At 59.9% G+C, this 24,189-nt stretch carries 19 protein-coding genes; 12 read left to right on the top strand and 7 right to left on the bottom strand.

Annotation, left to right across the window (positions count from 1 at the left end; all coding sequences use genetic code 11):
- Window positions 1–245 precede the first annotated feature (245 nt).
- The 3 genes from acnA (at window position 246) to IE038_RS05765 (ending at window position 5,614) form a co-directional block, all read left to right on the top strand.
- Window positions 246–2,930 (top strand): aconitate hydratase AcnA, encoded by a 2,685-nt coding sequence (gene acnA, locus IE038_RS05775; protein ID WP_189395296.1) that lies wholly within the window; start codon window positions 246–248, stop codon window positions 2,928–2,930.
- A 109-nt stretch (window positions 2,931–3,039) separates the two neighbouring features.
- On the top strand, window positions 3,040–3,828 hold the full coding sequence (locus tag IE038_RS05770) for a CPBP family intramembrane glutamic endopeptidase (RefSeq protein WP_163935288.1): 789 nt from the start codon (window positions 3,040–3,042) through the stop codon (window positions 3,826–3,828).
- 220 nt (window positions 3,829–4,048) lie between these two features.
- Entirely contained in the window at window positions 4,049–5,614 is a 1,566-nt protein-coding gene (locus IE038_RS05765) for a methyl-accepting chemotaxis protein (protein ID WP_189395295.1), read from the top strand.
- A gap of 40 nt (window positions 5,615–5,654) precedes the next feature.
- Here IE038_RS05765 and IE038_RS05760 read toward each other — a convergent pair whose 3' ends face one another.
- The 4 genes from IE038_RS05760 to IE038_RS05745 all read right to left on the bottom strand — a co-directional run bounded on the left by IE038_RS05760 (window position 5,655) and on the right by IE038_RS05745 (window position 7,783).
- On the bottom strand, window positions 5,655–6,542 hold the full coding sequence (locus tag IE038_RS05760) for a pseudouridine synthase (RefSeq protein WP_163935291.1): 888 nt from the start codon (window positions 6,540–6,542) through the stop codon (window positions 5,655–5,657).
- 50 nt (window positions 6,543–6,592) lie between these two features.
- On the bottom strand, window positions 6,593–6,904 hold the full coding sequence (locus tag IE038_RS05755) for a transcriptional regulator (RefSeq protein ID WP_065761171.1): 312 nt from the start codon (window positions 6,902–6,904) through the stop codon (window positions 6,593–6,595).
- 90 nt (window positions 6,905–6,994) lie between these two features.
- Window positions 6,995–7,426: a D-Ala-D-Ala carboxypeptidase family metallohydrolase gene (locus IE038_RS05750; protein ID WP_163935294.1), complete on the bottom strand. Its 432-nt coding sequence runs from the start codon at window positions 7,424–7,426 to the stop codon at window positions 6,995–6,997.
- Window positions 7,427–7,546: 120 nt separating this feature from the next.
- Complete coding sequence (locus tag IE038_RS05745; RefSeq protein WP_163935297.1) at window positions 7,547–7,783, bottom strand: glutaredoxin family protein; 237 nt, start codon at window positions 7,781–7,783, stop codon at window positions 7,547–7,549.
- Between the two features lie 176 nt (window positions 7,784–7,959).
- Between IE038_RS05745 and IE038_RS05740 the strand changes: the two genes are divergently transcribed.
- On the top strand, window positions 7,960–9,924 hold the full coding sequence (locus IE038_RS05740; protein WP_189395294.1) for a monovalent cation:proton antiporter family protein: 1,965 nt from the start codon (window positions 7,960–7,962) through the stop codon (window positions 9,922–9,924).
- A gap of 6 nt (window positions 9,925–9,930) precedes the next feature.
- On the opposite strand, the gene IE038_RS05735 is transcribed toward IE038_RS05740, so the two are convergent.
- Complete coding sequence (locus tag IE038_RS05735; protein WP_163935300.1) at window positions 9,931–11,139, bottom strand: ammonium transporter; 1,209 nt, start codon at window positions 11,137–11,139, stop codon at window positions 9,931–9,933.
- Window positions 11,140–11,423: 284 nt separating this feature from the next.
- Here IE038_RS05735 and IE038_RS05730 point away from each other — a divergent pair, with 284 nt between their 5' ends.
- The 7 genes from IE038_RS05730 to IE038_RS05700 all read left to right on the top strand — a co-directional run bounded on the left by IE038_RS05730 (window position 11,424) and on the right by IE038_RS05700 (window position 19,699).
- Entirely contained in the window at window positions 11,424–11,738 is a 315-nt protein-coding gene (locus IE038_RS05730) for an ElaB/YgaM/YqjD family protein (protein ID WP_163935304.1), read from the top strand.
- Window positions 11,739–11,749: 11 nt separating this feature from the next.
- A complete protein-coding gene (locus tag IE038_RS05725; protein ID WP_163935307.1) occupies window positions 11,750–12,124 on the top strand; it encodes a phage holin family protein in 375 nt (124 codons plus the stop codon).
- A complete protein-coding gene (locus tag IE038_RS05720) occupies window positions 12,121–12,453 on the top strand; it encodes a hypothetical protein (RefSeq protein ID WP_163935310.1) in 333 nt (110 codons plus the stop codon). Before IE038_RS05725 ends, IE038_RS05720 begins: the two co-directional genes overlap by 4 nt.
- An 88-nt stretch (window positions 12,454–12,541) precedes the next feature.
- Window positions 12,542–13,705, top strand: coding sequence for an EAL domain-containing protein (locus IE038_RS05715; protein ID WP_163935313.1), 1,164 nt, complete (start codon window positions 12,542–12,544; stop codon window positions 13,703–13,705).
- 71 nt (window positions 13,706–13,776) lie between these two features.
- Window positions 13,777–15,108, top strand: a complete 1,332-nt coding sequence (locus tag IE038_RS05710) for a deoxyguanosinetriphosphate triphosphohydrolase (protein ID WP_163935316.1) — start codon at window positions 13,777–13,779, stop codon at window positions 15,106–15,108.
- A gap of 305 nt (window positions 15,109–15,413) precedes the next feature.
- The gene (locus IE038_RS05705) at window positions 15,414–16,040 is read left to right on the top strand and encodes a response regulator transcription factor (protein ID WP_189395293.1); all 627 of its coding nucleotides are present in this window, start codon (window positions 15,414–15,416) and stop codon (window positions 16,038–16,040) included.
- Window positions 16,037–19,699 carry a transporter substrate-binding domain-containing protein gene (locus tag IE038_RS05700; protein ID WP_189395292.1) on the top strand — a complete coding sequence of 1,221 codons (3,663 nt, stop codon included), beginning with the start codon at window positions 16,037–16,039 and terminating at the stop codon, window positions 19,697–19,699. Before IE038_RS05705 ends, IE038_RS05700 begins: the two co-directional genes overlap by 4 nt.
- A gap of 65 nt (window positions 19,700–19,764) precedes the next feature.
- On the opposite strand, the gene IE038_RS05695 is transcribed toward IE038_RS05700, so the two are convergent.
- Window positions 19,765–20,109, bottom strand: a complete 345-nt coding sequence (locus IE038_RS05695) for a YggL 50S ribosome-binding family protein (RefSeq protein WP_065761161.1) — start codon at window positions 20,107–20,109, stop codon at window positions 19,765–19,767.
- Between the two features lie 249 nt (window positions 20,110–20,358).
- On the opposite strand from IE038_RS05695, the gene dacB reads away from it, so the two are divergent.
- Window positions 20,359–21,822 (top strand): D-alanyl-D-alanine carboxypeptidase/D-alanyl-D-alanine endopeptidase, encoded by a 1,464-nt coding sequence (gene dacB, locus IE038_RS05690; protein WP_163935319.1) that lies wholly within the window; start codon window positions 20,359–20,361, stop codon window positions 21,820–21,822.
- A 135-nt stretch (window positions 21,823–21,957) separates the two neighbouring features.
- Here dacB and rlmKL read toward each other — a convergent pair whose 3' ends face one another.
- The gene (gene rlmKL, locus IE038_RS05685; RefSeq protein WP_163935322.1) at window positions 21,958–24,153 is read right to left on the bottom strand and encodes a bifunctional 23S rRNA (guanine(2069)-N(7))-methyltransferase RlmK/23S rRNA (guanine(2445)-N(2))-methyltransferase RlmL; all 2,196 of its coding nucleotides are present in this window, start codon (window positions 24,151–24,153) and stop codon (window positions 21,958–21,960) included.
- Window positions 24,154–24,189: the final 36 nt, after the last annotated feature.

Here is a 24,189-nt window from a genome sequence, read left to right as displayed (position 1 = left end):
AGGACGGTCGGCAGCACACGCAGCAGACCCTGACCGAGCGCACGGCGCAACGGCGGCAAATCGACGAATGATAAAGGAAGTCAGGAACCAGTGACATGCTCCGCCGGTCCAGTATTTAACCAGGCCTGACAATCCGGTCTAACCTGACCCTTCAGCCAGGTCCGTGCGTTGCGGACCGTCACCTCGACGGTGAAATCGGCGACAGCAGGGAGATTGCCGACCACCGGCCCAGAAGGAGTTGACCCATGCCTTCGCTCGACAGCCTGAACACCCTCAAAACCCTTGCGGTAGGTGACCGCCTTTATCACTACTACAGCCTCCCCGACGCCGCACGCAGCCTGGGCGACCTGAGCTCACTGCCCATGTCGCTGAAGGTGCTGTTGGAGAACCTGTTGCGCTGGGAGGATGGCAAGACTGTGACCAGCAGCGACCTGTCGGCCCTCGCCGAGTGGCTGAACAACCGCTGCTCCGACCGCGAGATCCAATACCGTCCAGCACGGGTGCTGATGCAGGACTTCACCGGGGTGCCGGCGGTGGTCGATCTGGCCGCCATGCGCGCCGCCATGGCCAAGGCCGGTGGAAACCCTCAGCGCATCAACCCGCTGTCACCGGTCGACCTGGTGATCGACCACTCGGTGATGGTCGACCACTACGCCAGTCAACAGGCCTTCAGCGAGAACGTCGACATCGAAATGCAGCGCAATGGCGAGCGCTACGCCTTTCTGCGCTGGGGGCAGAACGCATTCGATAATTTCCGCGTGGTACCACCGGGTACCGGCATTTGCCATCAGGTGAACCTTGAGTACCTGGGGCAGACCGTCTGGACACGCGAGGAAGGCGGTCGCACCTATGCCTTCCCCGACACACTGGTTGGCACAGACTCGCACACCACCATGATCAACGGCCTGGGCATACTGGGCTGGGGGGTGGGCGGCATCGAAGCGGAGGCCGCAATGCTCGGCCAGCCAGTCTCCATGCTGATCCCCGAAGTCATCGGCTTCCAGTTGACCGGCAAACTGCGCGAAGGCATCACGGCCACCGACCTGGTGTTGACCGTCACCCAGATGCTGCGCAAAAAAGGCGTGGTCGGCAAATTCGTCGAGTTCTATGGCGATGGCCTGGCAGACCTGCCCCTGGCCGACCGCGCCACGATCGCCAACATGGCCCCGGAGTATGGCGCCACGTGCGGTTTCTTCCCGGTCGACGACGTGACCCTGGACTACCTGCGCCTGTCGGGCCGGCCCGAGGCAACGGTGAAACTGGTCGAAACCTACAGCAAGGTGCAAGGCCTGTGGCGGCTCCCCGGCCATGCCCCCGCCTTCACCAGTACCCTGGCGCTGGACCTGAGCGGCGTCGAAGCCAGCCTGGCTGGCCCTAAACGCCCTCAGGACCGTGTGGCACTGTCGCAGGTCCGCCAGGCCTTCGATGACTTCATGGGTTTGCAACCGAAGCAAAACGAGCAGGTCAGCCGCGTGACAACCGGCCACCATGACCCGGCCCTGCAAGATGGCGCGGTGGTGATCGCCGCCATTACGTCCTGCACCAACACGTCCAACCCCAGCGTGATGATGGCCGCCGGGCTGGTGGCCAAGAAAGCCGTGGAAAAAGGCCTGCAACGCAAACCCTGGGTAAAGAGTTCACTGGCCCCCGGCTCAAAAGTGGTAACCGACTATTATCAGGCGGCAGGTCTGACCCCCTACCTGAATGACCTGGGTTTCAACCTGGTGGGCTATGGCTGTACCACATGCATCGGTAACTCCGGCCCTCTGGATGAGGCCATCGAAAAAGCCATCACCCACGATGACCTGACCGTCGCTTCGGTGCTCTCCGGCAACCGCAACTTCGAAGGCCGCGTGCATCCACTGGTGAAAACCAACTGGCTGGCTTCGCCGCCACTGGTCGTGGCCTATGCCTTGGCTGGCAGCGTGCGTATCGACCTGAGTAAAAATCCACTGGGCGTCGGCCGGGACGGCCAGCCCGTCTACCTGCGCGACATCTGGCCTAGCCAACAGGAAATTGCCGCCGCCGTGGCCAGCGTCGATACGGCGATGTTCCATAAAGAATATGCCGAAGTCTTTGCCGGTGATGCGCAATGGCAAGCCATCGAGGTGCCGCAGGCTGCCACCTATGCCTGGCAGAGTGGCTCGACCTATATTCAACACCCACCGTTCTTCGACGACATCACCGGCCCGCTGCCACTGATCCAGGACATTCGCGGCGCACGCATTCTGGCACTGCTGGGTGACTCGGTGACCACCGACCATATTTCTCCAGCCGGCAACATCAAGGCTGACAGCCCGGCCGGACGCTACTTGCGCGACAAGGGTGTAGCCCAGCATGACTTCAACTCCTACGGCTCGCGCCGGGGCAACCATGAGGTCATGATGCGCGGCACGTTCGCCAATATCCGTATCCGCAACGAAATGCTCGGCGGCGAAGAAGGTGGCAACACCCTGCATATCCCCAGCGGCGAGAAACTGTCGATCTACGATGCGGCCATGCGCTACCGCACCGATGGCACACCACTGGTAGTGGTTGCCGGCCAGGAATACGGCACCGGGTCCAGCCGTGACTGGGCTGCCAAGGGCACCAACCTGCTGGGAGTGAAAGCCGTACTGGCCGAGAGCTTCGAGCGTATTCACCGCTCCAACCTGGTTGGCATGGGGGTCCTGCCCCTGCAATTCAAACCTGGGCAGAGTCGCAGGACCCTGGCGCTCAAGGGTGATGAACGTATTGATATCCTTGGCTTGAGCGGAGCTGTGCTTTCTCCGGGCATGGCGCTGAGGCTGGGGATTACCCGCGAAGACGGTCGCGAGGAAAGCCTTGAGGTCTTGTGCCGAATCGACACCCTCAATGAAGTGGAGTACTTCAAGGCAGGCGGCATCCTGCACTACGTGTTGCGGCATCTGATCGCCGACAAACGTGCCTGATACCCGATGGCATGACCGCCATCATCACTGACCGGTGAAAAGGCGTGTCTTTTACCCTGTGGTTCGAGTCCAACCCCTCATGGATGGACTTCATCGCACGGTAATCGACATGCCATCTCCTCGGGGGATCACCCTTGCCCTGCTCTGCCTCGGCTACGCCTTCGCGCTCTACCAGGGCCAACTGACGCTTGTCGCGCTGCCTGGCGTCATCTTGCTGCTGTGCGCGGCAGCGCTTGTGCAACGACCTCGCAACGTCTGGCTCAAGGTTTGCGGCCATGGTCTGTTTGTCCTGCTGGCCGTAGGACTGGCCCTGCACTGGCTTCCCGGCTTCAACAGCGCCAAGGTCATTGACGCGCAACACTTCAGTGCCGACGCAGCCGCCTACTCCATGTACCTGAACCTGGATAAGCCACTTATCGCGTTCTGGGTACTGCTGGCTTGTCCATGGATACTGTGGGCACATCCGCGACACGCCTCCGCCAGCGTGGTGGTGATCACCACCCTCACGGCCACGGCCAGCCTGGGCAGCGCACAGTGGCTCGACGTTGTTGCCTGGTCACCGAAATGGCCAGCAGAGGGCTGGCTGTGGGCAGCCAACAACCTGCTGCTGGTGAGCCTGACTGAAGAAGTGCTGTTTCGCGGATACATTCAGGGTGGCCTGCAACAGCTGTTCAAGCACCATGGCCAAGGCCAGCGCCTGGCGCTGTTGATCGCCGCAGGCGTGTTCGGCCTGGCCCACCTCGGCGGAGGTTGGCAATGGGTGGTTCTGGCGAGTCTTGCGGGCGTCGGTTATGGTCTGGTTTACCGCCATGGCGGACTGCTGGCTGCGATCATCAGCCACTTTACCTTGAACCTGTTGCATTTCAGCCTGTTCACCTACCCGATGCTGAGCAGATGAGCCCGAGCGTGAACCATCAGTCAGTAGCTGACTTTGATGTCAAAAACATGAAAGAATGCGGGCAATTTGCTGAAAATTGCAGCGTTTCATTTAGCCCAGGTTTTCGCCTAGCCCAGGTCGGAAATAAAAACCCTGCGCTCGATCAATGGCTGCAAAAATCGACTCAATAAAAACAACTCGCTGCCGATACCCCTCGAAAGCCTTCCGGATTGAACAGCCAATGCGTAATAACCAGCCGATTACCCAGCGCGAACGGACTTTTCCTGATCAGCAACGTTTGATTTCGACCACCGATGCCAAAGGTCTGATTACCTACTGCAACGATGCCTTCGTCGAAATCAGCGGCTTCTCGCGAGAGGAGCTGTTGCGCGCCCCGCACAACCTGGTTCGCCATCCGGACGTGCCGCCAGCGGTGTTTGCTCACATGTGGGGTACCCTGAAACAGGGTCTGCCATGGATGGGCATCGTCAAGAACCGCTGCAAGAACGGCGACCATTACTGGGTCAACGCCTATGTAACGCCGGTTTTTGAAAACAATCAGGTAGTCGGCTATGAGTCCGTGCGGGTAAAGCCGACGGCTGAACAGATACGCCGCGCCCAAGGGTTGTACGAGCGAATCAACCAAGGCAAATCGGCCATTCCAAGGCGCGACATGTGGCTGCCGGTACTGCAGGATTGGCTACCGTTCATCCTGATCAGCCAGATTGGTTTCCTGATCGGTAACTGGCTCGGTCATTCGTGGGGCTTTGCATTGGCCGCCGGCTTGTCCGTACCGCTGGGCCTGATGGGCCTGACCTGGCAGCAACGAGGCCTCAAGCGCCTGCTACGCCTGGCGGAGCAGACCACCTCTGACCCACTGATCGCACAGATGTACAGCGACAGCCGCGGTGTTCAGGGTCGCCTGGAAATGGCCATGCTCAGCCAGGACGCACGCCTGAAGACCTGCCTGACCCGTCTGCAGGACACTGCTGAACACCTGAACGAGCAGGCGCGTCAGTCCGACACCCTCGCGCATAACAGCTCCACCGGGCTGGAACGCCAGCGCGTAGAAACCGAACAGGTCGCAGCCGCCGTCAACCAGATGGCTGCCACGACTCAAGAGGTGGCCAACCACGTTCAACGCACGGCCGATGCAACCCAGGAAGCCAATCGCCTCACCGGGCGTGGCCGGGATATCGCCGGGGAAACCCGCGAGGCCATCCAGCGCCTGTCCCAGGCCGTCGGCGAAACCGGGCAGACCGTGACGCAACTGGCACGCGACAGCGACGAGATCGGCGGCGTGGTCGATGTGATCAAAGGCATTGCCGACCAAACCAACCTGCTGGCACTGAACGCTGCAATCGAGGCCGCTCGCGCTGGCGAAATGGGTCGTGGCTTCGCGGTCGTTGCCGATGAAGTTCGTCAACTGGCACAGCGCACCAGTGAGTCGACCGGCCAGATCCACGGACTGATCGCCAAGCTACAACAGACTGCCAGCAACGCCGTACAAACCATGGAAGCGGGCCATCGTCAGGCCGAAGAAGGTGTGGCTCGGGTCATGGAAGCCGACCAGGCGCTGCTCGGCATCAGCGAAGCAGTGGCCAACATCACGGACATGACCACCCAGATCGCGGCAGCTACCGAAGAGCAGACTGCCGTGGCCGATGAGATCAGCCGTAATATCAGCACCATCGCTCAGCTGGCCGATCAGACCTCTGAGCAGGCCCAGCACTCGGCCCTGCTTAGCGAAGAACTGACTCGTACCGCCACCAGCCAGTACTCGCTGGTCGAGCGTTTCAACCGCTGAACCCGTCAGGCGCACAGCCGCAAGGCTGTGCGCCGCACACCTACCAGTCGAGCGTCAGCTCGCTCTCGAAGTACCGCGCCTCACCACTCAACGGGTCCTTGAAACGCAGGCTGTGCGCCAGCAATTTCAGTGGCTTGCTGTAGTCGTCCTCCTCGTGACGCACCTCCGGATAAAAGGGATCGTTACAGATACTCGCCCCCAAGGCCGTCATGTGCACCCGCAACTGATGCGTCTTGCCAGTCACTGGCGACAAGCCATACCGCCAGAACTCGCCATTTTTCTCCAGCACTTCGGCCAGGGTCTCACTGTTGCTGAGCCCTTCGACCTCCTGCATCCGGAAAAACGGCTCGCCACTGACCATGCGGCTTTTATGCACCAAGGGGAACGCCAGTCTCGGCAAGGCAGGCGCGATGGCCTGGTAGCGCTTGTCGATCTGTCGGTTGGGGAACAGCGACTGATAGGCTGAACGGCTCTGAGGATTGGCAGAAAACAACACCAGGCCTGCCGTGTGCCGATCAATGCGATGCAACGGCACCAGGTTCGGGTTATCGAGACGGCGAATCAGTCGGCGCAGCAAGGTCTGCTCGACATACTCCCCCGTAGGCGTGACCGGCAAGAAATGCGGTTTGTCAGCCACCACCAGGTGCTCATCCACATGCACCAGGGTTTCCTGCACGAGAATCGGCTTTTCGTTAGGGACTTCACGGAAGTAATGAATGCGCAGCCCCTGCCGATAGGGCAGATCAGCCGAAATGGGTGCCCCTTGGGCATCCAGTACACGGCCACGGGCAATACGATCCAGCCATTGCTCTCGCCCGATGGCCTTGAAGTGATCACACAGGCAATCCAGTACCGTTAGCCAGGCACCTGGAGGGAGACAGACCGTACTGGCTTGATGCTGTGCCGGATCGAAGTAGGCGAAGGCCATGGGAACACTCAACGGAAAATGACCCGCCATTATCCCGCATGGCACCCACCTCAGCCAGCCTGAACCGCTGCGGCCTCGGTGAACTCCTTGAGCCAGCGCAATACATCGACCGCGTCCCAGCGCGTGGGGTCATACAACGCATACAGCAACCCCTGATAACCGACCACATCCAATGGACGGTGATAGCCGGCACGCTGAAACAAGGCTTCTATCTCAGCGAAGCAGGTGTTGAAGTGCAGTTTGTTGAAGGGTGTCTTGCCCTCAAGAACAAGCCCGTCTAGGCGCAGTTCAAGCACCGCCTCACTGACCATCTCGACCGACATGCGATTGACGGTGTATTTCAGTTGTTCGACGTTGACCATGATTCAAGTCCCTGGACGTAATCGCCCGCAAATACTGTATCTATATACAGCATATTGAGTACCCTGCACGCCGTCAATAACGGCCCCCACTTACTGCAGGCCTGGCAGGTACCCGGTGCCCTTGCGAATGGTCAGGATCTGCCGGCGCTCGGCAGAGGTCGACAAGCCCAGATGCACCCAGCTATCGAACTCCAGTATCAACTGATCGAACGCCAGCGTGCTTTGCGCAATCAGACACGCCAGCTCCATCGGTGCCATGCCCGCGACGCTGATGTCCGCCGCCAATCCCAGCCTGTGCGCACTCTTCGACGAGCCACCCACTGCGCGATTGAGTGACGGTGAGCGGTAGCCACTGCTGACCATAATCGGGCGTCCCACCAGGCTGCGCACTTGCTCCAGCGTGGCGCAGAGGCGCTTGAGGTTGAGCAGCGCCTCTTCGTTTGGGGTGTTATCAATGCCCAGGCGACTGGCAGTCCGGGATAGGGTCATCTCGGACAAGGTAAAGTGTTTGGAAAGGTTCATGGAGGCCACTCCTTTGGCTGAATAGGTCACACGCGCTGCCGCTCCCGTGGCAACGGCGTAGAGTGTGATCCTGCACAGGCCCGATGTGCGCCAGGAAAAAGCCACCGGGCAGAAGCGGCATCAACGCAGAAAGGCGACGACCTGCTCGGCATCGAAAGGCCAGTTCAGCTCGGCACCGCTGTCGCAACGACGCAGAACCGGAATCCGCAGCCCATACCGCTCGACCTGCAGCTCATCGTCGGCAATATCCACCAGTTCGACCAACAGACCATGCTCGACAAACGGCATCAACAGGGCTTCTGCCACTTCGCACAAGTGACATCCCAGGGTGCCGAACAACTGGCATTCAGGAAGCATCGATAGGTACCGATAAAAAAGAGTGAATGAGTATTCTAGGTCGAGGGTACGGGGCCGTCGAGACACCTGCCACGTAACGCCTCCGCGCCTGCGATACTGATTCGAATCAAGGAGCCACTCAGCACCTGGCGCTATGGTTATGTGTTTTTTTGCTGTTTTCGTACATGGAGTATGTTGTGTTTGCAAACCTGTTGATCATTCTGGCGTCGTCGCTGGTTGTCATTGCTGTCTTCCGCCGCGTACAGCTACCGCCTGTGCTCGGTTACCTCTGCGTTGGCCTGTTCGTTGGCCCAACCGCGCTGGACTGGGTCAATGAAAGTGAAGAACTGCCGGACCTCGCCGAAATGGGCGTGGTGTTCCTGCTGTTCTCCCTGGGCCTGGAATTTTCCCTGTCGAAGATGATGGCGCTACGCAAAGTGGTGTTCGGCCTTGGCAGCCTGCAGGTCCTTTGCTCCACGTTTGTCCTGGCCGGGCTCCTCTCATTGCTCGGCATGCCGACCAACGCCGCGTTGCTTCTGGGCGGTGGCCTGGCGCTCTCCTCCACGGCAATCGTCAGCAAGGAGTTGACCAGCCTCGGCGAGATTTTCAGCAGCCATGGGCAAAATGCGATCGGTGTATTGCTGTTCCAGGATGTCGTGGCAGTTCTCCTGTTGACCCTGGTCCCGGTATTTGCCGGACAAGGTGGCCAAGCCTGGTACCTGGCGTTGCCAATCACCCTGGGCAAGACAGTCCTCCTCTTCGTTGGCCTACTGATGGCCAGCCGCTGGCTACTGCCCCGTTTGTTCCACGAAGTGGCCAGTTCTCACTCGGCAGAACTGTTCGTCCTGCTGGCCCTGGTCATCGTTCTACTGACGGCCTGGCTGACGCACCTGCTGGGCCTGTCACCGGCACTGGGGGCGTTCCTGGCCGGCATGCTGCTGGGCGAGAGCCATTACCGACATCAGATCGAGGCAGATATCCGCCCGTTCCGCGACATCCTGCTGGGGCTGTTTTTCGTCAGTATCGGCATGCTGATCGACCTGCAATTGTTCGCCAGCCACGGCCTGGAAATCCTTGCACTGACCCTGGCATTGATGCTGATCAAAGGTGCGATAGTTGCAGCACTCGTGCGCATTCGGGGCACTAACAGCGACAGCGAAACCGCATGGCGCAGCGGCCTTGCCCTGGCCCAGGGCGGCGAGTTCTGCTTCGCCCTGATGGCACAGATGCAGCACAACAAACTGCTACCCGAGTCGCTTGGCGATCTACTGCTGGCGGCAACGTTCTGTTCAATGCTGGTCACACCGCTGTTGCTACGCGCAGCACCGTCTATCGCTGCACGCCTGCACCGCAAGCCCAACCAGGAAGTTCAACTGGAAGAAATTGGCGCACACAGCGCAACCATGAATGGCCACGTAGTGATTTGTGGCTATGGTCGGGTCGGCCAGTCAATCGGCCGCTTCCTGCGCCAGGAGCAGCTTGCCTTCATCGCCCTGGATGACGATCCGGTGCGGGTTCTGGAAGCCGCTGCGGGCGAGCACAACGTACATTACGGGGACTCACGCCGCGGCGAACTGCTGGCAGCCGTTGGCCTGGACCGGGCGCGCCTGCTGGTCATTGCCGTGGACAAGACCGAGGTCGCGCTGAATGTGCTCAAGGCGGCACGCCAACTGAACCGCGAAGTACAGATTCTGGTACGCACCCGCGATGACAGTCAGCGCGAAGAGCTGCGCGCCGCCGGTGCCAACGCGGTGGTACCGGAACTGCTGGAGTCCAGCCTGATGCTGGCCTCCCATGCACTGGTCATGCTCGGCCTGCCGCAGAACCAGGTGCAAAAGCGTGTCGACGAAGTGCGCAAGACCCGCTATCGCCTGCTCCATGGGTTCTATCACGGTGCACAGAACAACCTGATCGACAGTGAAGGACAACCCAAAGTACTGCTTCATGCTGTTAGCCTGGGTGCCGACGCCTACGCCTGCGGCCGCCCGCTGAGTGAACTGGGCCTTGAGGGGCTGGGCGTGGAGCTGCAATCCGTGCAGCGCCAGGGTAACGACTTGAAACTCGATGCCAGTACCTGCCTGCATGCGGGCGACGCCGTGGTGCTCAGCGGCCCGCTGGAGGCAATAGAAGCCTGCGAGTCACGCCTGCTGGGCGGTCGCTAGTCGGCTTCAATCCTGGCTGGTGGCGCCGATTTTGTGGATCGACAAGTCGGCGCCGTAATACTCCTGCTCCTGACTCAGGCGCAAACCATGCACACGCTTGATCATGCCGTACACGCTGAAGCCACCGGCAAGCGCCACCAGCACGCCCGCCAGGCTGCCGATCAACTGGCTGATCAGGCTCACGCCACCCAATCCCCCCAAGACCTCCTGGCCAAAGATGCCACAGGCAATCCCGCCCCAGACACCGCAGACGCCGTGCAACGGCCAGACACCCAATACATCATCAAGCTTCCAGCGGTTCTGCGCTGCCGTAAAGCACCAGACAAACAGCGCACCGGCAATGGCACCGGTTGCCAGCGCACCAACGGGGTGCATGAGGTCCGAGCCGGCACAGACCGCCACCAACCCGGCAAGCGGTCCGTTGTGCAGGAAACCCGGGTCGTTACGCCCTACCAAGAGCGCTGCCAAGGTTCCGCCGACCATCGCCATCAACGAGTTGACTGCCACCAGGCCACTGACGGCCTGCAAGGTCTGCGCACTCATGACGTTGAAGCCAAACCATCCAACGATCAGAATCCAGGAGCCCAGGGCCAGAAACGGGATGTTCGAGGGTGCAAAAGCCACCAGGCGTCCCTCCCGGTAACGACCATTGCGCGGCCCCAGCAACAACACAGCGGCCAACGCCAGCCAACCGCCCATCGCATGCACCACCACAGAGCCGGCAAAGTCATGGAAGCCAGCGCCGAAACGCGCTTGCAGCCAGGCCTGGGCACCGAAATTGCCGTTCCAGACAACCCCCTCGAAAAAGGGATAGACAAAGGCAACGATCAGCGCGGTGGCACACAACTGCGGCACAAAGCGTGCACGCTCAGCGATACCGCCGGAAATGATCGCCGGGATCGCTGCCGCGAAGGTCAGCAGAAAGAAGAATTTGACCAATCCATAGCCATGATCGGCACCCAGCGTGGCCGCGGGATGCATGAAACTGACACCATAGGAAATCCAGTAGCCAACAAAGAAGTAGGCCAGGGTCGAGATGGCGAAGTCACTGAGAATCTTCGACAAGGCATTGACCTGGTTCTTATGCCGCACGGTCCCCACTTCGAGGAACGCGAAACCGGCGTGCATGGCCAGGACCATAACGGCCCCCAGCAGGATGAACAAGGTGTTGGAGCCGTGAACCAGGGTGTCTACGGCGCTTTGCAAGTTTTCCATGTAAAGGCAGGCCTGCAAGGGGAGAAAAAGCACCAAAGCAGTTCGCACACACCTTGCACTGCCCCGATTTGGCGCACCCACAAGGCCGAACACACTACCTGCTTGAGTTTTTTCTGGGGTTTGTCTTGGATTGGGTTAAGGTTTATCCACCAGCCTGAGGCTTTGCGCCCACATTCAGCGCAAAAGCGAGCCCGGATGCACCACAGCACAGCAAAAGCTGTACCAGTGAACCATTGGCAGCGCTGCACACTCGAATTATTCACATGCCTCTGAGGGAAATGCCCATGACCAGCAAAACGGCACAGAATGCTCAAGAAACCCTGATGGCCGATTTCCAAACCTTGGTGCGTGACACCGAAAAGTTGCTGGAACACACCGCATCACTGGCCGGCGACCAGGCCGATGAACTGCGCAGCAAAATCCACGACAGCCTGCTGCGCGCCCGGGAAACCCTGAAATTGACCGAAGACTCGCTACGCGAGCGCGGCCAGGCAGCTTTGGGCGTGACCGAGGAGTATGTGCAGAGCAACCCATGGCGCTCGGTGGGTATCGCAGCCGGTGTCGGCCTGTTGATTGGCCTGCTGGCTGGCCGTCGCTGAGGCACTAAGGTATGGAAACCGAAACACCCCATAGCGGGCCGTCTTCCCGGCGGCTCGGTGCCGCCGTCCTGGGCCTGCTGCACGGCCATGTGGAACTGTTCGGTATCGAACTGCAGGAACAGAAAACCCGGAGCCTAGGCCTGCTGCTGCTGGCGGGGCTGGCCCTGGTGTTCACACTGTTGCTGCTGGGCGCATTGTCCGTGCTGGTACTGATCCTGCTCTGGGACAGCTACCGGCTTGCCGGAATCATTGGCCTGTGCGTGTTCCATGGCTTGGCGGCGCTGTTTTGCGGCTTGCGCCTCAAGTCGTTGATATCCGACGAGACCTCCCCCTTCAGTGCAACCCTTGAAGAACTGGCCAAAGACCGGGAGCGCCTGTTGCCATGAGCCTGTCCCAACTACCCCATAAGCCCAACCGCCAGGACCTGCGCAAGGCGCTGGTGCGTTTGCAAATGGAAATGCACCGCCAGGAAATCCGCCAGGAATCCAGCCAGCTTCTTGCCCCACTCACTCGCCTGAAGACCATGACGGGCAACCTGCAGAACGGCCTGGGCATCAAGCACGCACCGCTCTGGGGGCTTGGAGCGATCGTCGCCTTGGGCTTCCTCACCGGCAAGGGCGCCAGAAGTGGCAATCTCGCGCGCCTGATTCGCCTGGGCAGCAGCCTGGTTCCCTTGGTCAAGGTGTTCATGCAGAACAGCTCCGGCAAACCCTGAGCAAACTGGCTGCATTCTTGCAACGTCGGTCAGCGGGCCTTGCACTGGCAAGGCCTCGTTGCCAACCCACTTCACCTGAGGAGCCGCCGTGTTCGACGGGCAACCGCTCGCCTGCTTTCAGCCCTTCATCGATACTGCCACCGGCCGTATCGCTGGCGTGGAAGCCCTTGGACGCTTGCGCCAATCCGACGGATCGCTGCAGAGCGTCGGCGCGCTGTTCAACGATCCGTCACTGCCCATAGACAGCCTGCGCGAGCTTGATCGACACCTGCGTCAACATGCCCTGCAACAGTTCCACCTTGCCCCTGAGGACTGGTTTCTCAGCCTGAACATTTCCCCTCGCTGGGTCAGTGAGCTGGCAACCGGGCAACCACTGCCAAGCTTGATGCAGCTGGAAAAAGAGGGGATCGACCCACAGCGGGTAGTCTTTGAAATCACCGAACTCAGTGGAGACCCGCAACGCCTGGCCGAAGTGGTCAAACGCTATCGCCAGGCCGGTGCACGGATCGCCATTGATGATTTTGGAGCTGGCTACTCGCAACTGGACCGGGTGCTGGCACTGCAGCCCGACATCCTCAAACTGGACATGCGCCTGTTTCAGGCCGCCGCTCGAGGCGGGCCGAGCAGTGAAGTGGTAAAAGCCCTGGCACAGATGGCGGAAAAGACCGGCTGCTGGATCATTGCCGAAGGGGTCGAGACGGAAGCGGAGCTGAACTTCGCGCTCGAGTGCGGTGCACGCTTCGTCCAGGGGTTTCTGTTTGCACAGGCCGAACTCGAGTTCTTTCCGGCCGAGGCCTTTGTCGATCGTTTTGCTCAGCTGCGCCAACAGTACGTCCATGGCAAGCTCGACGAGCGCAAACGCTTGATGGACATGCGCCGCGAGTTGAGCACCTTGATGCCACAACTGCACGCCTGGGCCATGGCAAAAGCACCGCTCAAGCACCTGCCACAGCTGGACGCTTACCCGTGGGTATTGCGCTTTTTTCAATGCGACCGCCATGGTACTCAACTGACCCCGAATCTGGAGTGGCGGGAGCGTCGCTGGCATAGCGACGCCAGCTATCTGGGGCATAACTGGTCATGGCGCCCCTACTTCTATCAGTTGCTGGCCGAAGGCTGGGAAGAGCGGCGGTTGATTCTCTCCACCACCTACCGCGATGCCACCAGCAACCAGTACTGCCTGACAGCCGGGCAATTTTTCGATGAAGGCCGCCGCTTGCTGTTGATCGATGTCGACGCAGCCGGGCTGTAACGCTTGCAGCCGAGCGTCTGACACAGGAAGCTAGGGCATGACTGCCTTGCACCTGACCTGGAGAAATGGCCTTGGATTGGCACACCCTGCTTACCCGCGAACGCCTTGGCAAGCCCCTGCACAGCCCCGAAGAGCTCGGGCGCAGCCCGTTCCACAAAGACCATGACCGGATCATCTTCTCCGGCGCTTTCCGTCGCCTGGGGCGCAAGACCCAGGTCCACCCGGTGTCGAGCAACGACCACATTCACACCCGTCTGACCCATTCCCTGGAGGTCAGCTGCGTGGGCCGCTCACTAGGCATGCGCGTTGGCGAAACCCTGCGCGATAGCCTGCCCCAATGGTGTGAACCCAGTGACCTGGGCATGGTGGTTCAGTCGGCCTGCCTGGCCCATGACATCGGCAATCCCCCGTTCGGCCATTCTGGCGAAGATGCGATCCGCCATTGGTTTCAGCAGGCGGCGGGGCGCGGCTGGCTGGATGCGATGAGCGACGCCGAGCGCGCCGACTTCCTCAACTTCGAAGGCAATGCCCAGGGCTTTCGCGTGTTGACTCAACTGGAGTACCACCAGTTCGACGGCGGCACCCGTTTGACCTACGCCACCCTGGGCACCTACCTGAAATATCCCTGGACCGCACGCCATGCCGACGCACTCGGCTACAAGAAGCACAAGTTCGGCTGCTATCAGAGCGAACTGCCACTGATTGAACAAATCGCCCGGAAACTGGGCCTGCCCCAACTGGAAGAACAGCGCTGGGCACGCCATCCCCTGGTCTATCTGATGGAAGCGGCAGACGACATCTGCTACGCCCTTATCGACCTTGAAGACGGCCTGGAAATGGAGCTGTTGGACTATGCCGAAGTCGAGTCGCTGTTGCTCGGCCTGGTCGGCGACGACCTACCGGAAACCTACCGTCAGCTCGGACCAGGCGATTCGCGTCGACGCAAACTGGCCATTCTGCGCGGCAAGGCCATCGAGCATCTGACCAACGCCGCGGCCCGCGCCTTTGTCGAGCAGCAAGCTGCGCTGCTTGCCGGGACCTTGCAAGGTGATCTGGTCGAACACATGCACGGCCCGGCGAAGCGGTGCGTACTGCAGGCCAAGGACATGGCACGCAAGAAAATCTTCCAGGACAAACGCAAGACGCTGCACGAAATCGGCGCCTACACCACACTGGAAATTCTCCTCAATTCGTTCTGCGGTGCCGCGCTGGAACAGCATGGTGGACGCACCCCTTCGTTCAAGCACCAACGCATTCTCGACCTCCTCGGCAACAATGCGCCAGACCCGGCAGGCTCGCTGCACAACTCATTCCTGCGCATGATCGACTTCATCGCAGGCATGACCGACAGCTATGCCAGCGAAATGGCCCGAGAAATGACCGGGCGTTCCAGCCCTGTCTGAGCCAGTGACCGTCCACAAGAGCCCTGCCGGGGCTCTTGTGCCGCAGAGGATGACAAACTAAGTTAACGCGATATGCAGGAAATATCTTACAGACACACAAACAACTTATACACTTCGCAAAACATGCAATAATTTGATAATAAAACAGCATTGACACGATAAATATCGAGTTGAGTGCGTAGTCCTGCACTATTTACTTTGTAGGAATTATCCCATATTGATCCCTTCCACCCCTATATGCCTGCGCATCAGTCTACATCTGAGCTAAGGTGCGCCCTCCTATTGGTTAGCACTGGAAGAGGCCTATGTATTCTGTTTTTATTGTTGACGATCACCCGGTCATACGTTTGGCTGTGCGCATGCTGCTGGAGAATGAAGGCTACCGGGTCGCCGGCGAGTCGGACAACGGCGTAGACGCCATGCAAATGGTTCGAGAATGTCAGCCAGACCTGATTATCCTGGACATCAGCATCCCGAAACTCGACGGCCTTGAAGTACTTTCACGCTTTCACGCCATGTCGCTCCCGTTCAAGATACTGGTACTGACTGCACAATCGCCGACACTGTTCGCCATGCGCTGCATGCAGTCCGGCGCCAGCGGCTATGTGTGCAAGCAAGAAGACCTCAGCGAATTACTCAGTGCCATAAAAGCGGTACTTTCGGGATACAACTATTTCCCCAGCCAAGCCATCCTTCATTCAAGGGACGCGGAAAATACAAACAACGAAATTGATCTGTTCAAACAGGTCAATGACCGTGAACTGATGGTACTGCAACTCTTCGCCCAAGGCAGGAGCAACAAGGAAATTGCCAAAGGCATGTTCCTGAGTAACAAAACCGTGAGTACTTACAAAAAACGCCTGATGCAAAAGCTCAAGGCAAACTCACTGGTCGAATTGATTGAAATGGCAAAACGCAATGCACTGGTATGAAGACAGCCATCGTGAAGCACTTCATTGCCACATGCCTGCTGGTGGTATCCGCCTGTACCTGGCAGGCGGCGCTGGCCGAGGTCGAACAACCGGGTCAGTATGCCCTGCTTAGCCGCTCGGGCCCGGTTCGGATCAACATCACCCTGACACCAGAGCAGACAGAATGGCTCAATAAAAAACATGAGCTGGTGCTGGGCACCTCGGCGCCGGATTACCCGCCGTTCGACATGACTGCAAGCGGTCGTGACTACGAAGGCCTGACGGCGGACTACGCCGGTTTGCTGAGTAATACACTCGATATCCCGATCCGCGTCGAACGTTTTGCCAACCGTGAAGATGCCATCCGCGCACTGACGGAGGGACGCATCGATTTGCTGGGCAGTGCGAATGGCTACGAAGCCGGTGCGCAGGGCGTCGCACTCTCACATCCCTATGCAATCGATCAACCCGTACTGGTTACCCGCGAAGACGAGAGCAGGCCGCTGAACACCGGCCTGGCCGGTCTGCGCCTGAGCATGGCTTACCACTACCTGCCGCTGGACGAAGTGCGAACGACCTACCCCAAAGCCACCACCCACACCTACGTGTCCTACCAGCACGCACTCAACGCCGTAGCCTTCGATCAGGCCGATGTCTTTCTCGGCGATACCATCTCGACACACTACATGATCAACCAGGGCTACTTGCAGAACGTCAAGATGGCCAACTTCGGCAAACACGAGCCCGTCGGGTTCAGCTTTGCCCTGCACAACGACAACCAGATACTGCTGGAGATGGTCAACGCAACACTCAGTGCGGTATCCAGTGCCACCCGAGAGCGCATCTTCCAACGCTGGAGCGCCGGCAGCGGCGTCTTGCTGAGCGACCGCAAGCTGCAGCTGTCCAAGCGTGAAGAGCAGTGGCTGGGTGAGCACCCCGTGGTGCGTGTCGTAGTGAACGAGAACGCTGCGCCGCTGACGTTCTTCGACAGCTCGGGCAACTTTCGCGGCATCGCCGCCGACCTGCTCGAACTGATTCGCCTGCGCACGGGGCTTCGCTTCGAGGTGCAACGCACCACAGGCATCAGCGACATGATCCACCGCATCGACAACAACATTGCCGATGTGATCGCCGCGATTTCGCCCAGTGCCGAGCGCGATGCCACACTCGCTATCAGTCGCCCCTACCTGGAAAACGCCTACGTTCTGGTGACTCGAAAGGGCGCGGAACAGCCAGGCTCTCTAGAGCACCTGCAAGGCAAGCGGGTTGCACTGACCCGAGGCAGCCCGGTGATCAACCTGCTGCGACAACGTTTTCCAACGATTCAGCTGGTCGAAACTGAAAGCACCTCCACCTCCACCTCACTGTTGGCCCAAGGTCAGGTGGACGGTGCAATCACCGCGTTGATCAACGCCAATTTCAGCCTGGCCTCCGAACCGGATCTGATCATTCGAGCCACGGTCGGCTCCGACCCGTCAAACTTCTCGATGGCCACCGCCAAAGGTGCCCAGGAACTCAGTTCAATCCTCGACAAGGCCTTGCTGAGCATCACCCCCGAAGAGTTGGGTGTCATCAACAGCCGCTGGCGCGGCTACAGCGCATCTGGTGACTCCTATTGGCGCAATCATCAGCGCCTGATCGTGCAGATCATTCTCGCCACCGCCGCGTTACTGCTGCTATCGCTGGCCTGGAACGCCTGGATGCGCAGACAGATCAAACAGCGTGAAGCGGCCGAGCGCGCCCTCAATGACCAGTTGGCATTCATGCGCGCACTGGTCAATGGCACCCCACATCCGATCTATGTCCGGGATCGCGAGGGGCTGTTGCAAACCTGCAATGAAAGCTACCTCGAGGCGCTTGAGGCCAAAGCAGAAGCGGTACTCGGCAAACCGGTGCCGTCAGGCGGAAAAGGCGGCAAGCGACAGGCGCGAAAGATCCGCGCGGATTACGAGATGGTCATGAAGCAGGGCACGCCCCTGATCGGTGATCGCCCCCTGCTGCTCAAGGACAGGCAGTTGACCATCTATCACTGGATCCTGCCCTACCGCGATTCGCTGGGCGAGGTTCAGGGCATCATTGGCGGCTGGATCGACATCAGCGAACGCCGCCAGTTGATCGAAGACCTGCGCCAGGCAAAGAAGCAGGCCGATGAAGCCAACCGCGCCAAGAGCACCTTCCTGGCAACCATGAGCCATGAAATCCGCACCCCCATGAATGCAGTGATCGGCATGCTCGAGTTGGCGCTCAAACGCGCCGACAAAGGTCAGCTCGATCAACTGGCCATCGAAGTCGCACACAACTCGGCAACGGACCTGCTGGCATTGATTGGCGACATCCTGGATATCGCCAGAATTGAATCCGGCCACCTGAGCCTGGCTCCAGAGCGGGTCAACCTGGCCGATCTGGTCGAGTCGGTGGGCCGGGTATTCGACGGGCTGGCCCGCCAGAAAGGCCTGCGCCTGACCATGGACATCGCCGTCAATGCCCAACGCGATGTGTTGCTCGACCCGCTTCGCTTCAAGCAGATCCTGTCGAACCTGGTCAGCAACGCCATCAAGTTTACCGAGCGCGGCCATGTCACAGTACATGCGTCCTTGTACCCAAACCCGGGCAGCAGCGGACTGACCCTGGAAATGTCCGTACAGGACACCGGCATCGGCATCAGCCAGAGCGACCAGCAACGCCTGTTCCAGCCTTTTGCACAAGTGTCCCCCGACAGCCAGTTGGCACGCAGCGGCACAGGCCTGGGCCTGGTGATCAGCCGCAACCTGTGTGAAATGATGGGGGGCCGGCTGGTCCTGCACAGTCAACCTGGCCACGGTACCGATGTCCAGGTCACCATGCCGCTGACCGGGCTTGCAGCCTGCAGCGAAACCCAGGCTCCAGAGCCGGCAGCGCCCCTGCTACCGCCCGAACTGAGCGTGCTGGTGGTCGATGATCATCCTGCCAACCTGCTGTTGATGGCCCAGCAACTGGATTACCTGGGCGTACGCCATACCAGCGCCGAGGACGGCCTGAGCGGGCTGCAGGCCTGGAAGCAGGGGCATTTCGATGTGCTGATCGTCGATTGCAACATGCCGAAAATGAACGGCTACCAACTGGCCCAAGCCATTCGAGAACATGAGCAGCAGCACGGGCTGCCCCGCTGTACCCTCTGGGGCTACACCGCCAACGCCCAGCCTGAAGCGCGTGGGCAATGCCTGCAGGCCGGCATGGATGACTGCCTGCTAAAACCGATCAGCCTCAATGCCCTCGGCCGGCGCCTGGCACAAGCACCGCTGCTGTCCCACGCGCCGCCCAAGACAAGTACCACTGCACTGGACCTTGAGCGCCTTGAACCCGTGGTGGGTAACTCCCGCAGTGATCTATGCCGCCTGCTCGAGCAACTGCTGCAAAGCAATCAACGCGACCGGCAGGCATTGCTGGAACTCGACACACAGGGGTCACCTGAAGCGTTGATGAACCATGCCCACAAAGTGCTTGGGGCAGCGCGCATCGTTCAGGCAACAGCCTTGATGGAAGCCTGCGAACAGCTGGAGAAGGCCTGCAGCAAAAATGCCCAGGAACCGGTTATCCGGCGTCGGCGCCAACGGCTATTGCGGGAAATGCAGAGATTTGAACAGGCCTTGCAGGAAAAGATTACAGAACTGACCGCTGTAACAAACCTGCAGGAGGAATGACGACGAGGAAAAACGAGGTACGCAAAATGAAAACGGCAGCCCTGAGGCTGCCGTTTCACTGGATATCAAGCAACCGGATTGATTTCGTTTTCCGGATACCAGGCATCGAGCAGCGGGCTGAGTTCGATCTTGGTCAGCTCGTTGCGAGCCTTCAGCCAAGCTTCGACAGCAGCGCGTTGTGCTTCAGTCACCGAGCCACGCTTGGCCGAGCAGACCAGACCGAAGTCATCGCCGCCGACGTAGTCCAGGCCGTTAGCATCCATCGCTTCTACAAGGAAAGCATCGAGGAAGGCATCGACAGCTTCTTCGGTCAGATCTTCCTTGAACTCCAGGTTCAGTTCGAAGCCCAGCTCCTGGAATTCACCCACGCAGAGCTTTTTACGCAAACGGCGGGAACGGTTGGTCGCCATGAAACAATCCTCTTAAGTAATAACGCGCCGCACTCTATCAGTTTTGCCTCCCGGCTGCCCGACTAAAACGCCGCGGCAGAAAAACCAAGCCGTACAAAAGCTCGCGTCTCACCTGACGACCAAGGTAGATGAAGCGCCCCATCGCTGCGCCGCTTGGGGCATAATGGGCGCTATATTTTTGTCATACCGGGGCGTCCATCTTATATCGCCTCGTTTTTTTCACCCCTCGCTCGCAGGGTTCTACCTCAGATGATCAAATCACTACGCCCTCTTCTTGTTGCTGGCCTGTTGCTGCCGCTGGCATTGCCCGCCCATGCGGCTGCCGTAAACACGACCCTGCCTCCAAAAGTCGAACAGGCACTGAAGACCAACAAGCTACAGGACTCCGCGCTGTCGCTGGTGATGTTGCCGTTGAATGGCCCCGGAACGCCCACCGTGTTCAATGCCGATGTCTCGGTCAACCCGGCCTCGACCATGAAACTGGTCACTACCTATGCGGCACTGGAAATGCTCGGCCCTACCCATCAGTGGAAAACCGAGTTCTACAGTGACGGCCCGCTAAGCAACGGCGTGCTGCAAGGCAACCTGTACCTCAAGGGGGGTGGCGACCCCAAGCTGAACATGGAAAAACTCTGGTTGCTGATGCGTGACCTGCGCGCCAATGGCGTGCAACGCATTACCGGCGATCTGGTGCTCGACCGCAGCCATTTCGTCCAGCCCCAGCTACCCCAGTTCAATGACGACGGCGGCGACGAAAACAAGCCGTTTCTGGTCAAGCCCGACTCGCTGATGATCAACCTCAAGGCCCTGCGTTTCGTTGCACGCAACGACGGCGGCAAGGTGCTGGTGTCGGTCGAACCACCGATCGCCAGTATCCACATCGACAATCAGGTCAAGGCCGTAGCCGGCAAGCAATGCACGGGCGATGTACGCTACAACCCGATAACGCAGGCCGATGGCGTCACCGTGGTTGTCAGCGGCCAACTGGCTGAAGGCTGCAACTCCCAAACCTATCTCTCCCTGCTTGATCATCCTACCTATGCGGCCGGTGCCGTACGGGCAATCTGGAATGAGCTGGGCGGCAGCATCGACGGTCGCGATCGGGTAGACGCCCTGCCCAAGAGCGCCCGCCTTCTGGCTCGGGCATTCTCCCCGGACCTGGTCGAGATCATTCGCGACATCAACAAGTACAGCAACAACACCATGGCTCAGCAGTTGTTCCTCAGCCTGGGCGCGCAATACCGCACCGACGCCGATGGCGATGATGCGCGCGCAGCGCAACGCGTGGTCCGTCAGTGGCTGGCGAAAAAGGGCATTACCGCACCGCACCTGATCATGGAAAACGGCTCAGGCCTGTCCCGTGCCGAACGGGTCAGCGCACGCGAAATGGCCACGCTGCTGCAGGCTGCCTGGAAGAGTCCTTATGCCGCCGAGTTCATCAGCTCGATGCCTTTGACCGGCATGGACGGCACCATGCGTAAACGCCTCAAGCGTACCGCCATGGCCGGTGAGGCCCATATCAAGACGGGCACCTTGAATACCGTGCGGGCCATTGCCGGCTATAGCCGCGACAGCAACGGTAATACCTGGGCCGTGGTGGCGATCATCAACGACCCAAAACCTTGGGGCGCCTCGTCAATCCTTGACCAGGTGCTGCTCGACCTGTACCGCCAGCCCAAGCTGGTGAACAGCACAGCCGCCGCACAACCCTGAGGCTAATGCCTCTGGGGCTAATACCATAACCGAAGGCTGTCCAGGCATTGCACCTGAACAGCCTTCGGCGGCTCCAGAGGCACCCTTTACCGATGGTTGATAACCACGGTTTGAGCACCCCACCATCTCCCTGACTCAGCGTGCCTGAATCTTCCAGGCACGGTGGATCTTGCTGTTGCGTGCGAAGTCCGGGTCCAGTGTCTGGGCGCTGATTTCCTCTACCGCATAACGCTCGCTCAGACGCTCATCCAGCTGGAACTTGCGGAAGTTGTTCGAGAAGTACAACACACCGCCCGGTGCCAACCGTGCCACTGCCAGGTCCAACAACTCGACATGGTCACGCTGAACGTCAAACACACCTTCCATGCGCTTGGAGTTGGAGAACGTCGGCGGGTCGATGAAAATCAGGTCGTACTCGTCACGGCAGGCCTGTAGCCAGGCCATCACATCACCCTGCTCCAGGCGGTTTTTATCCGAGAAGCCGTTGAGCGAGAAGTTGCGCCGCGCCCAATCCAGGTACGTACGTGACAAGTCGACACTCATGGTGCTGCGTGCGCCGCCTTTGGCCGCATGTACGCTGGCCGTCGCGGTGTAGCAGAACAGGTTGAGGAAGCGCTTGCCGGCCGCTTCACGCTGGATACGCATCCGCATCGGGCGATGGTCGAGGAACAGGCCGGTGTCCAGGTAGTCAGTCAGGTTGACCAACAGCTTGACCCCGCCTTCATTGACCTCAGTAAATTGCCCCTGGGTGTTCTGCCGCTCGTACTGACGCGTGCCGGACTGCCGCTCGCGGCGCTTGACCACCACACGACTCTGGTCGATACCCAAGGCCTGAGGGATTGCGGCCAAGGCGTCGAACAAGCGCGCCTGCGCCTTTTCCGGATCAATCGAACGCGGTGCCGCGTACTCCTGCACATGCACCCAATCCTGATAGAGATCGATGGCCAGGGCGTACTCCGGCATATCGGCATCATAGAGGCGGTAGCAACTGATGTTCTCGCGCTTGGCCCACTTGCCCAATTGCTTGAGGTTCTTTTGCAGGCGGTTGGCGAACATCTGCCCGCCTTCACTCAGGCGTGCTGGTTCGCTGGCCGATGCAACGGTCGGCTGCGTGGCGTCATTGCCATCGCGCTCAGGCTGACGGCGCTCGCCGGTGACGAACTGATCCGGTTGTACCTTGATCAACAGCAGCTTGCACGGCAATGCCCCGTTCCAGAAGGCATACTGCTTGTGACTGCGGATACCCATGCGCTTGCCCAGATCCGGTGCACCGGTAAATACCGCCGCCTCCCAGTTCAGGCAGGCCTGGCGCAGCCGCTCGCCGAGGTTCTGGTAGAGGTACAGCAGGCTGGCTTCATCACCCAGACGCTCACCATAAGGGGGGTTACAGATGACCAGGCCTTTCTGGTTCTGGTCTGGACGCGGCTCGAACGAGCCTACCTCACCCTGGTAAATCTTCACCCAGTCGCTCAGACCTGCACGCTCGACGTTGTTGCGCCCCGGCTGAATCAGTCGCGGGTCGGCCTCATAGCCACGGATCCACAGCGGTGGTCGCGCCAGGCCAGCCTCGGCACGCGCCAGGGCTTCGTCATGCAGCTTGCGCCACAAGGCCGGGACATGGCCCAGCCAGGCGCTGAAACCCCAGCGTTCGCGCTTGAGGTTCGGGGCGATGTCGGCGGCGATCATCGCCGCTTCGACCAGGAACGTACCGACACCGCACATGGGGTCAGCCAGCGCGCCACCCTCGGCAGCGATACGCGGCCAACCGGCACGGATCAGCACCGCCGCCGCAAGGTTTTCCTTCAATGGGGCAGCACCCTGCTGCAAACGATAGCCACGTTGGTGCAGGCTGTGCCCGGACAGGTCCAGCGACAGAATCGCTTCCCCGCGATCCAGGCGCAGGTGAACGCGCAGGTCCGGGTTGAGCTTGTCGACCGATGGTCGCTCGCCACTTGGCGTGCGCAGCTTGTCGACAATGGCATCCTTGACCTTCAGGGCGCCGAAGTGCGTGTTATCGATGCCCGAACCATGACCGCTGAACTCAACGGCCAGTGTACCGGCAGCATCCAGATGATCAGCCCACTCGACGTCATGTACGCCGTAGTACAGGTCATCGGCATTCTTCATCGAGAAGCGCTTGAGCACCAGCAACACGCGGTTGCCCAGACGCGACCAGAGGCACAGGCGATAGGCGGTTTCCATGTCGGCCGTGCCGCGAATGGCTGAAGTGTGCTCGCGCACTTCTTCAAGGCCAAGCCCACGCGCCTCCTCGGCTAGCAGGCTTTCCAGGCCCTTGGGGCAGGTTAAGTAAAGTTCGAAACGGTCCGACATGAGTTTTCCAAGCCTTGAGCAATAAGTGAAAGGGCA

The organism is Pseudomonas laurentiana (genome assembly GCF_014648275.1).
Lineage (GTDB): Bacteria > Pseudomonadota > Gammaproteobacteria > Pseudomonadales > Pseudomonadaceae > Aquipseudomonas > Aquipseudomonas laurentiana.
Note: the sequence above shows the minus strand (reverse complement) of the source record. Positions and strands in the feature narration are given on the sequence as shown.